This is a genomic window from Rhizobium tropici CIAT 899 (genome assembly GCF_000330885.1).
GTDB classification, from domain to species: domain Bacteria; phylum Pseudomonadota; class Alphaproteobacteria; order Rhizobiales; family Rhizobiaceae; genus Rhizobium; species Rhizobium tropici.
In genome coordinates, this window is record NC_020059.1 from 1,603,029 (window position 1) to 1,619,603 (window position 16,575).

General features: G+C 59.2%; 15 protein-coding genes. 13 read left to right on the plus strand and 2 right to left on the minus strand.

Annotation, left to right across the window (positions count from 1 at the left end; all coding sequences use genetic code 11):
* Positions 1–188: 188 nt before the first annotated feature.
* From RTCIAT899_RS07815 to exoR, 3 genes are all read left to right on the plus strand, one after another.
* Positions 189–1,448 (plus strand): OmpP1/FadL family transporter, encoded by a 1,260-nt coding sequence (locus RTCIAT899_RS07815; protein WP_015339677.1) that lies wholly within the window; start codon positions 189–191, stop codon positions 1,446–1,448.
* Between the two features lie 358 nt (positions 1,449–1,806).
* On the plus strand, positions 1,807–2,136 hold the full coding sequence (locus RTCIAT899_RS33000; protein ID WP_135488179.1) for a hypothetical protein: 330 nt from the start codon (positions 1,807–1,809) through the stop codon (positions 2,134–2,136).
* Positions 2,129–2,932 carry an exopolysaccharide production regulator ExoR gene (gene exoR, locus RTCIAT899_RS07820; RefSeq protein ID WP_041677378.1) on the plus strand — a complete coding sequence of 268 codons (804 nt, stop codon included), beginning with the start codon at positions 2,129–2,131 and terminating at the stop codon, positions 2,930–2,932. The genes RTCIAT899_RS33000 and exoR overlap by 8 nt, the downstream gene beginning before the upstream one ends.
* A gap of 63 nt (positions 2,933–2,995) precedes the next feature.
* Here exoR and xth read toward each other — a convergent pair whose 3' ends face one another.
* Positions 2,996–3,787, minus strand: coding sequence for an exodeoxyribonuclease III (gene xth, locus RTCIAT899_RS07825; RefSeq protein WP_015339679.1), 792 nt, complete (start codon positions 3,785–3,787; stop codon positions 2,996–2,998).
* Positions 3,788–3,916: 129 nt separating this feature from the next.
* Positions 3,917–4,249 (minus strand): iron-sulfur cluster insertion protein ErpA, encoded by a 333-nt coding sequence (gene erpA / locus RTCIAT899_RS07830; protein WP_015339680.1) that lies wholly within the window; start codon positions 4,247–4,249, stop codon positions 3,917–3,919.
* 308 nt (positions 4,250–4,557) lie between these two features.
* Here erpA and RTCIAT899_RS07835 point away from each other — a divergent pair, with 308 nt between their 5' ends.
* From RTCIAT899_RS07835 to serS, 10 genes are all read left to right on the plus strand, one after another.
* Entirely contained in the window at positions 4,558–5,775 is a 1,218-nt protein-coding gene (locus RTCIAT899_RS07835) for a deoxyguanosinetriphosphate triphosphohydrolase (protein ID WP_015339681.1), read from the plus strand.
* Positions 5,776–5,830: 55 nt separating this feature from the next.
* Positions 5,831–7,591 (plus strand): arginine--tRNA ligase, encoded by a 1,761-nt coding sequence (argS, locus tag RTCIAT899_RS07840; RefSeq protein WP_041677862.1) that lies wholly within the window; start codon positions 5,831–5,833, stop codon positions 7,589–7,591.
* Between the two features lie 61 nt (positions 7,592–7,652).
* Positions 7,653–10,400, plus strand: a complete 2,748-nt coding sequence (locus tag RTCIAT899_RS07845) for an SPOR domain-containing protein (RefSeq protein WP_015339683.1) — start codon at positions 7,653–7,655, stop codon at positions 10,398–10,400.
* 124 nt (positions 10,401–10,524) lie between these two features.
* The gene (gene nagZ, locus RTCIAT899_RS07850) at positions 10,525–11,538 is read left to right on the plus strand and encodes a beta-N-acetylhexosaminidase (RefSeq protein ID WP_041677863.1); all 1,014 of its coding nucleotides are present in this window, start codon (positions 10,525–10,527) and stop codon (positions 11,536–11,538) included.
* Between the two features lie 74 nt (positions 11,539–11,612).
* Positions 11,613–12,410 carry a segregation and condensation protein A gene (locus RTCIAT899_RS07855; protein WP_051043255.1) on the plus strand — a complete coding sequence of 266 codons (798 nt, stop codon included), beginning with the start codon at positions 11,613–11,615 and terminating at the stop codon, positions 12,408–12,410.
* Positions 12,411–12,452: 42 nt separating this feature from the next.
* Positions 12,453–13,139: an SMC-Scp complex subunit ScpB gene (scpB, locus tag RTCIAT899_RS07860; RefSeq protein WP_085999196.1), complete on the plus strand. Its 687-nt coding sequence runs from the start codon at positions 12,453–12,455 to the stop codon at positions 13,137–13,139.
* Between the two features lie 247 nt (positions 13,140–13,386).
* Positions 13,387–13,593: a twin-arginine translocase TatA/TatE family subunit gene (locus tag RTCIAT899_RS07865; RefSeq protein ID WP_015339687.1), complete on the plus strand. Its 207-nt coding sequence runs from the start codon at positions 13,387–13,389 to the stop codon at positions 13,591–13,593.
* Between the two features lie 54 nt (positions 13,594–13,647).
* The gene (gene tatB, locus RTCIAT899_RS07870; protein ID WP_015339688.1) at positions 13,648–14,367 is read left to right on the plus strand and encodes a Sec-independent protein translocase protein TatB; all 720 of its coding nucleotides are present in this window, start codon (positions 13,648–13,650) and stop codon (positions 14,365–14,367) included.
* Positions 14,364–15,191: a twin-arginine translocase subunit TatC gene (tatC, locus tag RTCIAT899_RS07875; protein ID WP_015339689.1), complete on the plus strand. Its 828-nt coding sequence runs from the start codon at positions 14,364–14,366 to the stop codon at positions 15,189–15,191. The genes tatB and tatC overlap by 4 nt, the downstream gene beginning before the upstream one ends.
* Positions 15,192–15,290: 99 nt before the next feature.
* On the plus strand, positions 15,291–16,574 hold the full coding sequence (gene serS, locus RTCIAT899_RS07880) for a serine--tRNA ligase (RefSeq protein ID WP_015339690.1): 1,284 nt from the start codon (positions 15,291–15,293) through the stop codon (positions 16,572–16,574).
* The last annotated feature ends 1 nt before the right edge of the window (position 16,575 follow it).

Genomic DNA, 16,575 nt, shown 5'->3' on the forward strand with positions numbered 1-16,575 from the left:
ATCAGGGGCCGAAAATGCTATTTCGAAAGAAAAAATTACCTACACTGATAGATTTTCAGAGGCGGGGTTCGTTTTCTTACGTAAATCAATCACTCTCTTACATGACCTGTGCTCTTATGCGCCACATTGCCAATTTACGCGATCATCGCAACAATCAAGCCACTGAATGCACATGTGGGGGAGATACAATGGCATTTTCTGTTGCGCTGAGGAGCGCATTTACACTCGTTATCAGCTCGTCTTTTGCCGGTGCTGCCTTTGCGGGCGGCCTTGATCGTGGCGGCTACGACATCGATCTGCTCTTCGACAAGGGCCGCTATGTGTTCGAGTCCGGTGTTACTTACGTCATGCCCGACCGCAAGCTGAAGAATGCCAAGGACATCAATCCAGCCGATGGCAATCTCAATAACCGCAGCCGTTCGACGGATGCATCGGAAAATTACGCCATTCCCTATGCTGCCTTCAAGATCGGCATCACCGATGATCTCGACTGCATGGCCGACTATTCGCAGCCTTTCGGCGGCCACCTCAACGAAGGTGCAAATTGGGCCGGCGCCAATAATGAAACCGAAGTCAAGGTTCGAACGAACAACTATTCAGCCACCTGCTCGTACAAGTTCGATGCGGGTCCGGGGCAACTGCGGCTGATCGGCGGCGGTTTCTATCAGGAAGTCAGCGGCTACAAGTCGCGCCTCGTTTACGCCACTCCGGCTCTGATTTCTGCCATTTACAATGGCATGGGTTCGCTTGACATCGATGGTCACGGCTGGGGCTGGCGCGCCGGTATCGCCTACGAAATTCCGGAATATGCCTTCCGTACGAGCCTCGTCTACAATAGCCGGGTCAAATACGACAACCTGAAGGGTAGCGTTGACCTGACCGAAGTGCCGCCGCCTGTCGTCCCGGGTTTCGGTGGCAAGCTGACATCGGTTTTCGGCTCAGCCGATGCTCCCGATTCCCTGGAATGGAAGGTACAGACCGGTATCGCGCCTGACTGGCTCGCCTTCGGCTCGGTCAAGTGGACGAACTGGAGCATCCTGCAGAGTATTGCACTCTGCCCCAGCTCCACCCGCAGCATATCCTGCAGGGCCAACGGTCCGACCGAGCTGACCTCGCTCGACTTGCTGTTCAAAGACGGCTGGACGATCACCGGCGGTGTCGGACACAAGTTCAACGACAAGTGGAGCGGTGCCGTAAGCCTGACCTGGGATCGCGGCACGAGCGACGGCTATGGCATGAATTCCGATACGTGGACCCTCGGCGCGGGCGTGGCCTACAAGCCGACCGAGCATGTTCAGTTCAATTTCGGCGGCGCTCTCGGCCTCATGACATCAGGCAAGTCCGGACCGGTCACGCGTGGCGGTGTCGTCTATGGCAACGATGCGACCTACAGCTACGGCAATGACTTGGTCGCTGCTCTTCAGACATCGGTGAAAGTCAGCTTCTGATGACAAGCCGCTGAATTGAAGGAGCCTATGAGAGTTCCTTCACTCTATTGTCGACGTCGCGAGCTCTTACGGGTTTCGCGACGTTTTTTATAGGATCGGGAAAAGTGGAGCGTAAACCGGGCCTTCTGCCTGATTTATGGTTAAAGAAATCTCAAGTCCGATTAAATTTTTGTGACGAATTAGCAACACTCTATTTCAAGACATTGCAGCTACGTGATGAGATTACAATTTGTCCATTTCCCGCCACAAATGGGGAGCAGCGATTACGCAGGCATAGGGGCAAGCCTTATAGAAAGTGCGTAAGCGGTTGATGGGTGAACTTCCACTTTGGCATAAGCAAAAATCTGGGATCGGAGCCATGATGCTTCCGACACGGGGGAAAAATCGTTGTCTGCCAAGGGAAGTCGTCAGCCGAACGATCTTTGATTTCCATTATCGGAAGACGATTGCGAACGCTGCTTCGGCGGCGGGACGTGATCGCGGCCGGACAAATGCTGGTTTGGACATAATTGCAAGCTATGCTCGCAAATGTGGCAAACAGCATCGGTTGGACGCCACAGGAGCCGCCCTCTCGAAGGACGATCCGGTCTCGTGCGCCATCAGGGAAAACATTCGTGAAACTGGCGGCGTTTGTGAAAGCGCCGTAACAGGTCCGAATGGAGCGAAAGAAATCGACTGTTATGTTTAAGTCCGAGTTCATATCAGCGAGAGTTATGATGCTCAGCCTGTCTCTTGCCACTGCGGTGGTGCTGGCAGGGCAAGCCGAAGCATTCGACATCAATGCCGGCGTCACCAAGGAATCGGGTCCGTTCGATCTCTTCAAATTCGGCTTCAAGGCCTATAAGAACGGGCAGAAGGAAGAGGCGGTCGAAGCCTATCGGTATGCCGCCGAAAAGGGTCATACAGGCTCCCGCTGGGCTCTCGCCAACATGTATGCCGATGGCGATGGCGTGACGCAGAACGATTTCGAAGCTTTCAAGATCTATAGCGAGATCGCCCAGCAGGGCGTGGAGCCAGGTTCGGAAGACACCGGTTTCTTCATCAACGCGCTGCTGGCGCTTGCGAGCTACTACAAAAGCGGCATTCCCAACAGCCCCGTAAAGATCGACCTCAATCAGTCCCGCCAGCTTTATTTCCAGGTGGCATCCACCTTCGGCGTGCCGGAGGCGCAGTTCCAGCTGGCGCAGATGATGCTATCAGGCGAGGGCGGCGCCACCAACGTTCAGCAGGCCAAGAAATGGCTGAACCAGGCGCGCAAAAGCGGTCATCCGGGCGCCATGGCCGTTTTTGGCAATCTCCTGTTCCAGGAGGGGCAATCCATTCGCGGTCTGGCCTTCATGACGGCGGCACTCGACAAGTGCAAGCCGAAGGACTGCAGCTGGATGGAAGACATGCAGGAGCAGGCCTTCTCCATCGCCAATGAGAACGACCGCCGCGTGGCCGTTTCCATGGCTCATCAGCTCGATGTCGCAGGCCCCGATTGATTGGCATCGCGCCGGGCTTCCGTCCGGAACAGACGGGTGGCTTTTCCCGATCGGGATTGAAGCTTAATTGCTGAAATCCAGGTGAGCGACGACGGGAACGTGGTCGGAAGGTTTTTCCCAGGCGCGCACATGCTTCTCGATTGCCGTTCCGGTGAGGCGATCGGTCGCCTCTGGTGACAGCATCAGGTGATCGATGCGGATACCGTTGTTTTTTGGCCAGGCGCCGGCCTGGTAATCCCAGAATGAGTAAAGCTTGATCGCGTCCGTCGTCGCACGTACGGCATCGGTGAAGCCGAGATGTTCGAGCTGGCGGAAAGCCTGACGCGTCTGCGGCAGGAAGAGTGCGTCGCTTTCCCAGACCTTGGGGTCGAAACAATCATGCGGCTCGGGGATGACGTTGTAGTCGCCGGCGAGTATCAGGGGCTCTTCAAGAGCCAGGCGCTCCAGGGCGAATTTGCGCAGGCGCTCCATCCAGGCGAGCTTGTAGGGGTATTTTTCCGTATCGACCGGATTGCCGTTCGGCAGATAAAGGCAGCACACCCGCAAGGCACCGTGTCCTTCGACGGAGAACACCGCTTCGATGAAGCGAGCCTGTTCGTCGCTATCGTCCCCCGGCAAGCCGCGCGTCACCTCATCCGGCTTGGTCTTCGAGAGAATCGCAACGCCGTTGAAGCCCTTTTGCCCATGCGTTTCGACATGATAGCCGAGCGCCTCGATCTCCAGCCTGGGAAATCCTTCATCGACGGTCTTGATCTCCTGCAGGCAGACGATGTCCGGGTTCGAGTCCTTCAGCCACTGGCAGAGGTTCTCGATACGCGCTTTGACGCCGTTGATGTTCCAAGTGGCGATTTTCATGGGCGGCTCATTCCTTTGCTTCGCCCTGTTGTATCCGCAGCCGGCCGGCTTGACTACAGCCCATGTGAAAACCGGCCCGGAGCGAAGGCTCCCGGTCGGTCATCAAATTGTGGAAAAGCTGAGTGAGGATCAGATGGCAAAACTTGTGCCGCAGCCGCAACTTGCGACCGCATTCGGATTCTTGATCTGAAAGGATTGGCCGAGAAGATTGTCGACAAAATCGATCTCCGAGCCTGCCATATAGACCAGCGACAGCTGGTCGATCAGGACGGTCGCATTGTTCTTTTCGACAATGATGTCGTCAGCTTCGGGGCCTTCGACGAGATCGAATTTATAGGAAAAACCCGAACAGCCGCCGCCTTCGACAGCGACGCGAAGAGCGCGCTTTCCGGCATCCGCGCCGACGATAGCAGCGATTCGCTTGGCCGCGGCATCCGATAGGGTAACACTTGTCTCAGTCATATCTTCCTCCTGCCGGGGTCAAGATCCGGAGAGAACCATTAAGCCGTCGAACTTTCAAACGGCTGATATTCGTAGCCTTTAACATGAAAGTCAGGCCGGCGACAGCTATGGTTTCCTGGTTGAGCCAGACGCCATTTTGCTGTTTTCTTGTCTATAGGTATGAAGGCCGCAAAGCGGCGTCAATGGGCCGGGATGTAGGAAGAGCGGACATATGTCCGCATTGCCGGGCACGGGCAGGGACCGATTGCAGGGAAACGACTGTCGCGCTGATGGCGGTGCGGTAGCCAAATGCCGGAAATGGATTGATAATGACGATTGATACGCATGCATTGGGTTTCGGGTACGGGGAAAAGGCAGCCTATGCAACGAATCCCTGGGAATCGCGCGGACGGCTCTACGAAGAAGGGTCGAGCCCGACACGTTCCGAATTCCAGCGCGACCGCGACCGGATCGTCCATGCGACCGCCTTCCGGCGGTTGAAGCATAAGACGCAGGTCTTCATCGCTCAGGATGGCGACCACTACCGCACTCGGCTCACGCATACGATCGAGGTGGCGCAGATCGCCCGCGCCCTGGCGCGAGCCCTGAAGCTGGATGAGGATCTGGCGGAGGGGGTGGCACTTGTCCACGATTTCGGCCACACGCCTTTCGGTCATACGGGCGAGGATGCACTGCACGAGGTGCTGCTGCCCTATGGCGGCTTCGATCACAACGCCCAATCCCTGCGCATCGTCACCAAGCTCGAGCGCCGTTATGCTGATTTTGACGGGCTCAACCTCACCTGGGAAACGCTTGAGGGCCTGGTGAAGCACAATGGACCGCTGATGACGCCTGATGGCAAGGGCATCCAAGGTCCGGTGCCGCGGCCGATCCTCGATTATTGCGAGATCCACGATCTCGAAATCGCCTCCTATGCCAGCCTTGAAGCGCAGGTTGCCGCGATCGCGGATGACATCGCCTACAATACGCACGACATCGATGACGGCTTGCGCTCCGGCTATCTGACGTTCGACATGCTGGAGGAGGTGCCGTTTCTTGCCAAGCTGATGACCGAGGTGAGGGCACGTTATCCGCATCTGGAGGCGAGCCGCTTCACGAACGAAATCATGCGCCGGCAGATCACCCGCATGGTGGAGGATGTGATCGCCGTTTCGCAGCAGGCGCTCGCTGAAATCAAGCCCCGCAATGTGGCCGACATTCGGGCTGCCGGGCGGATCATCGCGACCTTCTCGCCCGAGATGGCCGAAACCGACAAGCTGATCAAGCAGATGCTGTTCAAGCGCATCTACCGTCATCCCGACATCATGCGCATCCGTGCCGGCGCGGCGCAGATCGTCACGGACCTTTTCCGCGCCTATATGGAAAATCCCAGGGAGATGCAGAGCCATTACTGGGTCGATCATATTGCCGGATTGGCGATCGCCCCCAAGGCAAGGCATGTCGGAGACTATCTCGCCGGTATGACGGACACCTACGCCATCAGCGCCCACAAGCGCCTGTTTGACCAGACTCCCGATTTGCGGTAGGCAGCGGCGGCGTCGGGCCGATAGCGGCTCGCGAAGCTAATGCATGGACGATATGATGAACCTTTTCACCGACTTCGAAGTAAGAATTAAGAACGCTCTCGAACAAATTGATATTGTACGAGAAAAGCGATCTGAGCTCGATTTCGGACGTATCGGCGTGGAGCCGCCGCGCGATGCCACTCACGGCGATGTTGCCACCAATGCGGCCATGGTTCTGTCCAAGCCGCTTGGCACGAATCCGCGTGCGCTTGCCGAAATCATCGTCGCCAAGCTGAAGGAAGACGCTGATGTCGCCGAGGTTTCGGTGGCCGGCCCCGGCTTCATCAATCTCCGTCTTTCGGTCGGCTATTGGCAGCGGCTGCTGTCCACGATGATCGCGGAAGGCGAAAAATTCGGCCGTTCCAAGCTCGGCGAGGGGCAGAAGGTCAATGTCGAATATGTTTCGGCCAACCCGACCGGGCCGATGCATGTCGGCCACTGCCGCGGCGCCGTCGTCGGCGATGCGCTGGCAAACCTGCTGGCCTTCTCCGGCTATGAGGTCACCAAGGAATATTACATCAACGATGCCGGCTCGCAGATCGACGTGCTCGCACGCTCCGTCTTTATTCGCTATCGCGAGGCGCTGGGCGAGCAGGTCGGCGAGATACCCCCGGGCCTTTATCCCGGTGATTATCTCGTTCCGGTCGGTGAAGCGCTTGCCAAGGAATTCGGCACCAAGCTGCGCGGCATGCCGGAAGAGCAGTGGCTCCCGATCGTCAAGGATCGCGCCATCGACGCAATGATGGCAATGATCAGGGAAGACCTGGAGGCGCTGAACGTCCATCACGACGTATTCTTCTCCGAGCGCACCCTGCATGCCAATGGTGCGGCACTGATCCGCACCGCGATCAACGATCTGACGTTCAAGGGCTATGTCTACAAGGGCGCGCTGCCGCCGCCGAAGGGACAGCTGCCGGAAGACTGGGAAGATCGCGAGCAGACGCTCTTCCGCTCGACCGAGGTGGGTGACGATATCGACCGTCCGCTGATCAAGTCCGATGGTTCCTATACTTACTTTGCCGCCGACGTTGCTTACTTCAAGAACAAGTTCGACCGCGGCTTCAACGAGATGATCTACATTCTCGGCGCCGACCATGGCGGCTACGTCAAGCGGCTGGAGGCGGTGGCCCGCGGCGTTTCCGATGGCGCTGCGAAGCTGACGGTGCTTCTGTGCCAGCTCGTCAAGCTGTATCGGAATGGTGAACCGGTGAAGATGTCGAAGCGCTCGGGCGATTTCGTCACCCTGCGCGAAGTCGTCGATGAAGTCGGCCGCGATTCGGTGCGCTTCATGATGCTTTACCGGAAGAATTCCGAGCCGCTGGACTTCGATTTTGCCAAGGTTACCGAGCAATCGAAGGACAATCCGGTCTTCTACGTGCAGTATGCTCATGCCCGCTGCATGTCGGTCTTCCGTCAGGCCAGGGAAGCCTTCCCGGATCTCGATATAGCCTCGCTCGATCTGTCGAAAGCTGTCGTCGGCGCGATCTCAGATCCTACTGAATTGCAGTTGGTTGCGAAGATTGCGGAATTCCCGCGAATCATCGAAGCTGCAGCTCAGTCTCAAGAGCCGCATCGCATCGCTTTTTATCTTTACGATTTGGCCAGTTCCTTCCACGGACACTGGAATAAAGGTAAAGATTTACCGGAATTACGTTTTGTTAACGATAAGAACCGAGAATTGAGCATTGCCAGACTTGGGCTGGTGTACGCTGTCGCGTCGGTTTTGAAGTCGGGTCTTGGTATAACCGGGACCGCTGCACCGGACGAAATGCGATAAACGTCACCATTTACCCACATTACGCTGGCATTTGTTGAAGCGTTTTCGAGTGGAACGGGTGATGGCAGAAAAACAGTTCGCGTATCGCGCAAGCGGAAACGACAAGTTCTTTGCGGATGATGATCCGCTTGCGGAACTTGCTCGTATCGTAGGTTTCGAGCCGCGCCCCGCTGCTCAGGAGAACGCTCCGGTTCAACGGCAGGATCCTGCCTTCAATCTCGAAGACGAGCTTCTTCGCGAATTCGAGCGGTACGATACGCCGCGAATGAGTCCGGCAAATGACATTTCGGCTCCGGCGGAGCAGGTATCGCCGCCGAGCCATGAGCAGGCAGCTCTTCCAGCTGAGCCGGTACAGGCTGAACCCAAGTTCGAAGAGCCGAAGTTCGAAGAGCCTGTGCCGCAGCCGGTGGCTCCGATAAAGCCGACGATCGGTGCTCGCGATCTGATCGACGAGCTCGAAATGTCGATCGCGCCGGTTTTGCAGCCGGCCCAAAAGCCCGTGTCCGTCCAGCCGCAACCGGCTGGTCCGGTGCTGAAGCCGACGCCGCAATCCGCTGCCGCCACCATAAGGCTGCCGCTTGCCAACTTTACGCTGGCAACCCCGGCTGCCCCGCGTGAGCAATTCACGCCGGCTGCAGTCTCCACACCGATGGCCGCTTCCGATGAAGCGCTGTTCGATGGCGCTGTCGATTTCGAGGCGTTCGACCCTGTGGAGCGTGCGCGCGCTCCGGAACCGGTCTCTCAGCCTGCCGTATCCCAGCCGGCTCCGGCCGTCTTTCATGCGCCCGAGCCGCCAAAGGTGGTCAAGGCCGATCCGGCCGCACTTTCGGCTGAGATCGATGCCCTCCTGGCCGATGTGAATCGCTATCCGGTTCCATCCAAGACCGATGCGCCGGTTGCCAAGGAAGAGCCAGCTTTCGAAGATTTCAGCGCCTCCTTCTCGGAGCTTGCGGAACTGCCGGTCGCTCCGGCCCCTGTAGCGCAGCGCGAAGAGGCAAAGCCGATTACCTTCGGTGCGGAAGATCCCTTCACCGATCAGGACTTCGAATTCGATCTGGCCGATATCGAGATGGAACTTGCTGGTCTCGATTTCGCTGAGGCCGATAAGTCTTCTGCCGCACGGCAGTCGGCTCCCGCCGCTCCGATGGCGGAGCCGGCCCTTTCCCGAGCAACGCCCGTTGCGCCTGCGCCTGCCGCTCCGGTATTTGCCGCCGCAGCGCCCCAACCCGTGCAGCCTATCCAAACGTCTGCCGTAAATGTTGCGCCTGCAGCGACTACGGCCGCGCCGGTATTCGAAGCCGATCAGCCACTGCCGTTTGATCCGACGGAAATCGCCGAGACGGAGGAGCGTGTCGAAACCTTCGAGGGTTCCCATGTTCCGCATCTGCCGGCAATCGAGCCGGAGGAGCCAATCGCGGTGCCGTCGGAATTTGATTTCGATCTCGATTCGGAAATGGCGAGCCTGCTCGGTACTCCGGCCAGGGAAGCAGCACCTGAGTCGATCAAGCCGGCTGTTGCGGCCGCACTTGGCGGTGCCGCCGCCGCTTCCTGGTCGAAGAATACGGCTGCCCAGCCTGCCGTGCCCGTCGCAAAGCAGCCGATCGAAGAGTTCGACGAGTTCGAGCGCGCGCTGGAAGAGGACTTCCGCCGCAGCTATCGCGAAGCCGCGACGCCTGTCGAGAATGTCGCCAGGATGACGCTGAACCCTGCGGCCAACCGTCGCCCGGTTCGCTCCGTTCGTGGAATGGTGACGACTGCCGCTGTCATCGTGGTTCTTGGCGTCGGTGCTTACGGCGCCTACAGCTGGATCCGTCACGGCGCGCCGATCTCCAGCTTCTCGGGTGAGCCGCGCGTGATTGCAGCCGACAGCGATCCGGTAAAGGTCGCTCCGGAAAATCCAGGCGGCACCGTCGTTCCGAATCAGGACAAGGCCGTCTACGACCGCGTTGCCGGCGACAGCACAGCGGCGCCGAAGCAGAAGGAGCTTGTCTCCTCCAACGAGCAGCCTGTCGATGTCGTCCAGAAGACGCTGATTCCCGAAGCCGTATCTCCGGATGACGGCAGCGGCGATCAGGTCACGCCGACGCCAGTCGGTGAAACCGAAGATCCACGCCTGCTGCCGAACCAGAATGGCGGCAACACCAATGTCGCCGCCAACAACGACGAACAGGTTCCGTCGGTCTCGCCGCGCAAGGTGCGTACGATGATCGTCAAGGCGGATGGTTCACTGGTGCCGCGCGACGAGCCGGTTGCCGATACGACGACTGCAGCCGCCAAGCCGGCGAATAATCCGGTCGCATCCACCAGTTCGCGCCCGTCTCCAGCAAATGCCCCGACGGCAGCCCAGTCGGATAATACCGATGCCGCCAGCGCCGAGAGCACGCCGATCCGCGTTGTCAAGACGAACCCGGTCCCGACGGCACGCCCGGAGCCCGCCGCCAAGGCGAATACGGCTGCTCCGGCCCAGGAGGCCCAGGCTCAAGCTCAGCCCAAGGCCCAGCCGAAGCAGGTCGCATCTGCTAGCTCGGCGACTGCAACTCCGGCGGCCACCTCCGCTGCAGGCGGTGGCGCTTACGGTGTGCAGATCGCATCCCTGCCGACCGAGGCCGACGCGCAGAAGTCGCAGGCAAACCTCAAGGTCAAGTTCGCCAGCGTCATCGGCAACCATCCTCTGGAGATTCGCAAGGCCGATATCGCCGGCAAGGGCACATACTATCGCGTCCGCGTCGTCGCCGGCTCGAAGGATGATGCCGCTGCCATCTGCACGCGCTATCGCGCCGCCGGCGGCACCTGCCTGATTTCGAAGTAAAATCAGATAGGAAACTTGGAAAATGGCGAGCATCGGCTCGCCGTTTTCGTTTGGAGCGCGCTGTTCCTGTGCATCTCCGCTTGACGTCACTCGCATTTCCCGGCGCAAGCCTTATGATTCGGATATGACCGAATCGAAATCCATGATCCTCGGCTGTAGCGGCCACACCATCACCCCCGAAGAGCGATCCTTTTATCAAGGGGAGCAGCCCTGGGGCTTTATCCTGTTCGGACGCAATATTTCCGAGCCGGCGCAGATCGCCGATCTCGTTGCGTCTCTTCGTGATAGCGTCGGGCGCGATGCACCGGTTTTCATCGATCAGGAAGGCGGCAGGGTGCAGCGCATCCGTCCACCGATCCTGCAACATTATCCCTCGGGGCAGGCACTCGGCGATATCTATCGTCAGGATCGCGAACGAGGCCGACGCGCCGCATGGCTGATGTCGCGGCTCCACGCCTTCGATTTGCTGAAGTTCGGTATCAATGTCGATTGTCTGCCGGTGCTCGACGTGCCTGTGGAGGGATCGAGCAACGTCATCGGCAATCGCGCCTATGGCTCCGATCCGGGGACGGTGACGGAGATGGGGCGTGCCGCCGCGGAAGGTCTGAAAGCCGGCGGCGTGCTGCCCGTGATGAAGCATATGCCCGGCCACGGCCGCGGCTTTGCCGATTCGCATCACGAGCTACCCGTCGTCTCGGTTCCGCGCGCAGAACTGGAGGCGCATGATTTCGCGCCTTTCGTGGCTCTCAAGCATGAGCTGATGGCGATGACGTGCCACGTCGTCTTCACCGATATCGATCCGGAGAATCCGGCCACGACGTCGCGCAAGGTGAACGAGGAGATCATCCGCGGCTATATCGGTTTCCAGGGGCTGCTCCTGTCGGACGATACCTCGATGAATGCGCTGAAGGGCACGATCGGCGAGCGCGCAGCAAATATTGTTGCGGGCGGATGCGATATCGTGCTGCACTGCAATGGCGTCATGGACGAGATGCAGCAGGTGGTTCGCAATGTTCCCGCGCTGGCGGGTGCATCGCTGGCAAGGGCCAAGGCGGTCGAAGCGGCTTTCGGCAGAAATGATGGTGCCGATGAAGCCTCCATTCGGGCGGAATTCGACGCGATCTTCGCCGTAGCGTAGAGCCGGACTTCGAGGAACAGACGGGTGACAGAGTGAGCGGCAGCACGGACAAGCTTCAGCAGGCGGCAACACCGATGGACAAGCTCTGGCAGGAAGGCGAGGCACAGCGCGGCTCGCACGAACCGTCGCTTGTCGTCGATCTTGCCGGCTTTGAGGGACCGCTCGATCTACTGCTGCATTTGGCGCGCACCCAGAAAGTCGACCTTTCCCGAATCTCCGTTCTGGCGCTTGCCGAGCAATATCTTCAGTTCATCGACAGCGCCCGGCGCATCCGTATAGAGCTTGCTGCCGATTATCTCGTCATGGCCGCATGGCTCGCCTACTTGAAATCCAAGCTGCTCATCCCGCAGCAGAGCAAGGAAGACGGGCCGACGGGCGAGGAGATGGCGGCAACGCTTGCCTTCCGCCTGAAGCGCCTCGAGGCCATGCGCGATGCCGCAACCGATCTCGTCAATCGCAACCGTCTCGGCCGCGATATCTTCGCGCGTGGCGCGCCGGAGCATATTCCGGATCGCCGCCAATCGGCCTTCGATGCCAGCCTTTATGATCTCCTGACCGCCTATGCCAGCCTGCGCCAGCGCCAGGCCGTAACCCAAGTGACGATCGAGAAGCGCCGTGTCTGGTCGCTCGCCGATGCCCGCGTCATCCTTGATCGCATGATCGGCGAAATCACCGATTGGACGGCTCTGGAGCATTATCTGCTGAGCTATATGACGACTTCAAGCGAGCGGGCGACGGCGATCGCCAGCGCTTTCGCAGCTTCGCTCGAACTGGTGCGCGAGGGGCAGCTCGAAATTCGTCAGGAAGGCGCGTTTCAGCCGCTTTACATGCGGCGCGGGCCGAAGCATTCGTCACTGGAAGCAGCGGAATAGGGCAGGGAACGCGTGACGGAACCGGACGACGAGCAGCAGCATGTGGGGCACGAGGCGGAGACGCCCGATGTGGACGATCGTCTGGTGAGCGAGGCTGAACGCATCGCCGAAGCGTTGGTTTTCGCCTCGGCGCAGCCGGTTTCCGAGGCTTTCATTGCTGAGCGCGTGGCGCGTGGCATCGATATTCCAGCCATTATGCAGAAGCTCAAGGCCGATTACGCGATGCGTGGCGTCAATCTCGTGCAGGTGGACGGCGCCTGGGCCTTCCGTACGGCCGCTGATCTCTCCTTCGTGATCCGGCGCGATGAAAGTGAGGTCCGCAAACTGTCCCGTGCTGCGCTGGAAGTGCTGGCCATTATCGCCTACCACCAGCCCGTCACGCGCGCGGAGATCGAAGATATCAGGGGCGTGCAGACCTCCAAGGGTACGCTCGACGTGCTGATGGAAGCCGGCTGGGTCCGCTTCCGTGGTCGTCGTCGCACGCCGGGAAGGCCGGTGACGCTCGGCACGACGCGCGATTTCCTCGATCATTTCGGCCTTGAAGAGCTGCGGGACCTGCCTGGTCTCGAAGAGCTGAAGGGGGCGGGGCTGCTCTCGGGCCGTATCCCGGCCAATTTCAACATTCCCTCGCCATTGATGAGTGACGAGCTCACCGAGGATGAAGATCCGATCACACAGCTGGATCTGGAGGAACTCGGCATCCTCCCACCGAGCGGCTCAAGCGACTGAACCATCGGCCGGTTCCTGAAAGGCGGCCGCAATCGCATCGGCAGAATTTTCGCAAAACGGAGCGTCAGGTCTCTCTTTCGCCATCAGCGGGTGCAAATATAACAATCATCCTCTCGGCTTGGAGACGTTCGGTCGCCCGCATCGGCGTTCGCTATCCCGATATGCGTGGATGTACTACATTTTCGTGTTTGAAAAACATCCGCAAACGTCTTACATCGAAAAGACACTATAATTGGGAGTTAAAGCAATGGGTTCTCTAAGCATATGGCACTGGCTGATCGTCCTGGCCATCGCGCTGTTGTTGTTCGGCCGTGGAAAGATTCCGGAGCTGATGGGTGATGTCGCCAAGGGCATCAAGAGCTTCAAGAAGGGCATGAACGACGACGAAGATACGTCGACATCCGCGACGACGACGTCCCGTACGGTCGAGCACAAGGCTGACGAAACGAAGTAATCATGTCGGGCAGGCGCAAGCTGAAAGGCTTGCCGTTAGCCCAGGAGCCTTTGCATGTTCGATATAGGCTGGTCCGAGCTTGTGGTTATTGGCGTCGTGGCTTTGGTGGTGATTGGCCCCAAGGAGTTGCCGTCGACATTGCGGACCATCGGTAAGATGACGGCGCGGGCCAGGAAGGTCGCTGGCGACTTTCGTGCCCAATTTGATGAAGCCATGCGCGAGGCAGATCTGGACGATGTGCGCCAGACAATTGCCGACGCCCAGAAGCTCAATCCGGTCAACTCGCTGCGGGAAGCCATGAACCCGCTGCGGGAAATGGGCAATGAGATAAAGGCCGATCTGCAGCGTACGGCAACGCCGGACAAAGCAGCTCCGGCCGCGACACCGTTGCCGTCTGAGCCGGTTCCCGGTGTGACGTCAGGCCTGCCGGAAGCTCTTGCGGCCTCATCTCCGACGTCTGCCGCTTCGAGCAACCCGTCGCCGGCGGCTGCTCCCGCGGCAGCGGTCGTTCCGCAGCCGTTAGCCGCTGCGAGTGAAACGTCCGAGAAGCCAAAGGCTGTGCGCAAGCCGCGCTCGAAGGCTGTCACCAAGTTCGACGAGGTTGCGGCCGCTGCCGTTCAGACACCGATCGTGACGGAAAAACCAAAGCGAGCCCCGCGCAAGGTCGCGACCGCTGTTGCCGTGGAGAAAGCGCCTCCAGCTCCCAGGAAGCGTGCGGCTGCCACAGCCAGCAAGGCCACGCCTAAAACGCCCAAGAAGAAGGACCAGGCATGACGGGTGACATCGACGATAAGCCGCAGCCGCTTATCGAACACCTTATGGAATTGCGCACGCGGCTGATCTGGTCGCTCGTTGCGTTCTTCGTTGCCTTCATCGGATGTTTCGCTGTGGCGAAGCATCTCTTCAATTATCTGGTCTATCCATACAAATGGGCCGTCGAATGGGCTCATCTCGATCTCGCGAAGTCCGAGCTGATCTACACCGCGCCGCAGGAATTTTTCTTCACGCAGGTGAAGGTCGCAATGTTTGGCGCCCTGGTGATTTCATTCCCGATCATCGCCGCGCAGATCTACAAGTTCGTGGCGCCGGGTCTCTATAAGAACGAGCGTTCCGCCTTCTTGCCGTTCCTGATCGCGTCGCCGATCCTGTTCCTCATGGGCGCTGCACTTGTCTACTTCTTCTTCACGCCCATGGTCATGTGGTTCTTCCTGAAGATGCAGCAGGCGCCAGCCGAAGGTCAGGTGGGTATCGCGCTGTTGCCGAAGGTCTCGGAATATCTGAGCCTCATCATGACGCTGGTCTTTTCCTTCGGCCTCGTTTTCCAGCTTCCCGTCATCACGACGCTGCTTGCGCGCGTCGGCCTGCTGACGTCGGCCTGGCTCGCGGAGAAGCGCAAGTTCGCCATCGTTTTCGCCTTTATCGTCGCCGCCGTGCTGACACCGCCGGATCCGATGTCCCAGATCGGCCTTGCACTGCCGACGATCCTTCTCTACGAGATTTCCATCTATGCGGCGAGACTCGTAGAACGCCAGCGTAGCCGGCAAACGCTTGAAGAGAGTGGCGGGACTTCCGAGATCACCAAGACGGACGACGTCTAGGCGAGGAAGGTTCGGCCTCGTTTCCCAGCTATTGCCGTTTCGACCTCCGACCGAGACCTCGGTCGGAGTTATACTCATGTCAAACGACCTGGAACGAAGATGCTTGATATCAGATGGATTCGTGAGAATGCCGAAGCTTTCGATGCAGCGCTTGCAAAGCGCGGTGCGGAGCCTCAGTCGCAAAGCCTCATAGCGCTCGACGAAAAGCGCCGCTCCGTCATTCAGTCCGTCCAGGACATGCAGTCCCGCCGCAACGCCGCGTCCAAGGAAATTGGTGCGGCGATGGCGCAGAAGAACAGCGAGCTTGCCGAAAAGCTGAAGGCGGAAGTTGCCGACCTCAAAGTCTCGCTTCCGGCTGCGGAAGAAGAAGAGCGCACGCTCACGGCCGAGCTCAATGATGCGCTGTCGCGCATTCCGAACATCCCGCTCGAGGACGTGCCCGTCGGCAAGGACGAGCACGACAACGTCGTCAAGCATGCCTGGGGCTCCAAGCCCACATGGAACCATCAGCCGAAAGAGCACTTCGAGATCGGTGAAGCGCTCGGCTATATGGATTTCGAGCGCGCAGCAAAACTGTCGGGCTCGCGCTTTACGGTGCTGACTGCGCAGCTTGCTCGTCTTGAGCGCGCGCTTGGCCAGTTCATGCTTGATCTCCACACCAGCGAGCATGGCTATACCGAAGTAAGCGCACCGCTGATGGTACGCGACGAGGCGATGTTCGGAACAGGTCAGCTGCCGAAATTTTCCGAGGATTCCTTCAGGACCACGGACGGCCGCTGGCTCATCCCGACGGCGGAGGTTTCGCTGACCAATCTCGTTTCCGGCGAGATCCTTGATCAAGAGAAGCTGCCGCTGCGCTTCACGGCTCTGACGCCATCCTTCCGCTCGGAAGCAGGCTCCGCCGGCCGCGACACGCGCGGCATGCTGCGCCAGCATCAGTTCTGGAAGTGCGAGCTCGTGTCGATCACCGATGCGGAAAGCTCCATTGCCGAACATGAGCGGATGACGGCTTGCGCGGAAGAGGTGCTGAAGCGCCTCGGCCTGCATTATCGCGTCATGACGCTCTCGACCGGCGATATGGGCTTTGGCGCACGCAAGACCTACGACCTCGAAGTCTGGCTGCCGGGGCAGGATACCTATCGCGAGATCTCGTCCTGCTCGGTCTGTGGAGATTTCCAGGCGCGGCGCATGAACGCCCGCTACCGCGGCAAGGACGATAAGAGCACCAAATTCGTTCACACGCTGAACGGTTCTGGCACTGCAGTCGGTCGCTGCCTCATCGCCGTCCTTGAGAATTATCTCAATGCTGATGGCTCGGTCACTGTCCCCGACGCACTCCTGCCATATATGGGTGGTCTGAAGAGGATCGAAAAAGCAGCATAAT